At 71.7% G+C, this 2,507-nt stretch carries 2 protein-coding genes and 1 pseudogene; 1 reads left to right on the plus strand and 2 read right to left on the minus strand.

Going from position 1 to position 2,507, the window contains the following annotated elements; genetic code table 11:
* A pseudogene (locus tag EIO58_RS18980) lies at nt 1-218 on the plus strand (cobalamin biosynthesis protein CbiX); the annotation flags it as partial.
* A gap of 6 nt (nt 219-224) precedes the next feature.
* On the opposite strand, the gene EIO58_RS16120 reads toward EIO58_RS18980, so the two are convergent.
* Both EIO58_RS16120 and EIO58_RS16125 read right to left on the minus strand, forming a co-directional pair.
* Complete coding sequence (locus tag EIO58_RS16120) at nt 225-998, minus strand: phosphate ABC transporter ATP-binding protein (protein ID WP_240658938.1); 774 nt, start codon at nt 996-998, stop codon at nt 225-227.
* 559 nt (nt 999-1,557) lie between these two features.
* A partial coding sequence (locus tag EIO58_RS16125) for a sortase (RefSeq protein WP_342447988.1) occupies nt 1,558-2,507 on the minus strand: 950 nt, incomplete at its 5' end.

A 2,507-nucleotide genomic window follows, 5' to 3' on the forward strand; every position in this document is an offset into this window, starting at 1 on the left:
CGGCCGCCGACCCGCGGCTCGACGTCGCGGTCGGGCTGGCGGCAGCCCACGGCGGGCGGGTCGTCGTCGCGAACTACCTGCTCGCTCCCGGGTACTTCCATGACCTCGCCATCCGGCTCGCCGGCGACGCGCCCGTCGCCCGCCCGCTGCTCGACGACGACGAGCCCGCCGCCCGGCTCGTCGAGCTCGTGGTCGACCGCTACCGAAGCGCCGGCTGACGCCGCCTATCCGAAGCGGCCGTTGACGTAGTCGTAGGTCCGCGGGTCGATCGGGTCGCTGAACATCGCGTCGGTGTCGCCGTGCTCGACGATCGCGCCCGGCGTGCCCTGTGAGGCGAGGAAGAACGCGCACTGCTGCGAGACCCGCTGGGCCTGCTGCATGTTGTGCGTGACGATGACGATCGTCACATCGTGCACGAGCTCGAGCATGGTCTCTTCGATCACGCGCGTCGAGGTCGGGTCGAGCGCCGAGCAGGGCTCGTCCATGAGGAGCACCCGCGGGCGGATGGCGAGCGACCGCGCGATGCACAGGCGCTGCTGCTGACCACCCGAGAGCCCCGCGCCGGGTGCCCGCAGGCGGTCCTTGACCTCCTTCCACAGGCCCGCCTTCGTCAGGCACGACTGGACGAGCTCGTCCTTCTCGGACTTCGACGCGTGCGTACCGGTGAGCTTCAGCCCCGCGATGACGTTGTCGTAGATCGACATCGCCGGGAACGGGTTGGGCTTCTGGAAGACCATGCCGATGTGCTTGCGGGCGTCGACGAGCTTACGGGTCGGATCGTAGATGTCGTCGCCGTCGAGCAGCACCTCGCCCGCGAGGGATGCCGACGGCACGAGCTCGTGCATGCGGTTGAGGATCCGCAGGAACGTGGATTTGCCGCATCCCGACGGTCCGATGAGCGACGTGACGACCCCGGCCGGCATCGTCAGCGAAACGCGGTCGAGCACCTGATGGTCGCCGAACCACGCCGAGACGTTGCGGCCCTCCAGCGTCGCCAGCGACGACGGCGCGGCGGCCTGCCCGTTCGGAGACGACGACAGCGACTGGGCGTCACCGTCCTCGGCCACCAGCGCCTCGGCCCGCTCGCGAGCGTGAGGTGCCTCGCGAGCGACCTGCGCCGCCGGAATGAACTCGGTGACATCCGACGGCACCGTCCCGCCTTGCTCACCCGCGGCGAGCTCCAGCCCCTCCTCCCCGAGAGGTACGAAGGCCGTGACATCGGACGCCGGCTCGGCCTGCTGCTCCGCGTCGGTCTCACCCGCGGTATCCGCCTCGGTCTCGCCCGTGGTCTCGGCCCCAGGCTCGCCCGCGGCCTCCGGGCCCGCGGTCTCCGCCGCCGGGACCTCGGCGTCCACGGCGGGCGCGGCATCCGTCGACGGGATCTCGTCGGTCACGGTGACCGTCTGCATGGCACCGGCCTCGGCAGGGGCATCGGGCGACTCCGTCACGGCCGGGGCGGGCTTCGCGGCGCGGACGAAGGGGCCGAAGATCCGGGTCACTGACTTTGCCATGGGGGTAGTCCGTTCTGCGTGTGCGGAGGGCCGGTCCGGGCGGGCCCTACATGAGGTTGGGGAGAAGGCGGACGATCTCGCCCGTCACCCACAGCGCCGCGAGGAGCGTGAGCGGCACGAAGACGATCCAGGTTCTGCGGGGCCCGACGTTGCGGAACGCCCACACCGCAGCCACCTCGATCACCACGAGGAACTGCAGCGCGAAGACCAGCGCCCACACCATCGAGGTGTCGCCGCGCAGCTCGCTGTGCGACTCCGGCAGCGTGGCGAACCGGGTCTCACGGATGCCGGCGGGCTGGGTCTCGCTCACCAGCTCGGCGTCGACGCGCGCGATGCCGGAAGGCATGAACGGGATGCCGCGGGCCGTGGCGAGGATCACACGACTCTCGCCCGCCTGCAGGCGGGGCGGCGACGGGTCGCCGGCGTAGCGGAGTCCGATCACCTCGAACTCGTGCACGCCCTGCCCGGTTGTGATGGTGAACTCGTCGCCAGGGCCAAGCTCCTGGATGCGGCCGAACGGCCCGCCGTAGGCGGCGGCGCGCCCCATGATGACGCTCACGCCGGCCTGCCCGGGAAGACTGGTGTCGCGGCGATGGCCCGGGCCGGCCTGCGTGGCCTCGGAGTCGGTGCCCTCGACGATCACCTCGCGGATGCCGAGACTCGGGATCTCGATGATCCCCACGGGTGCGCCGTCGGGAAGCAGCACGTCGTTATAGTCGCCCTCGGTGACGGGGGCGATCCCCTCCTTGAGCTGGGCGCGGAACGAGTCGCTGAGCTGCTGCTGCGCGACGAGGTGGCGCACGTGACCGACGACCATCACGTTGAGGGTGAGGGCGAGCAGCAGCGCCGACAGCACGAGGAGCGCGCCGCGGATGGCCTGCTGGCGCGGCGACAGCGGGACGACCGGCCGCTTGGGCCTCGGCATCCGTCGAGGCGGCTTGGGCGGTCGCTGACCCCGCGGCGGCAGCGGCGGCTTGGGCGGACGAGGCGGTCGGG

It is taken from the genome of Microbacterium sp. CPCC 204701, from assembly GCF_004010105.1.
Classification (GTDB): domain Bacteria; phylum Actinomycetota; class Actinomycetes; order Actinomycetales; family Microbacteriaceae; genus Microbacterium.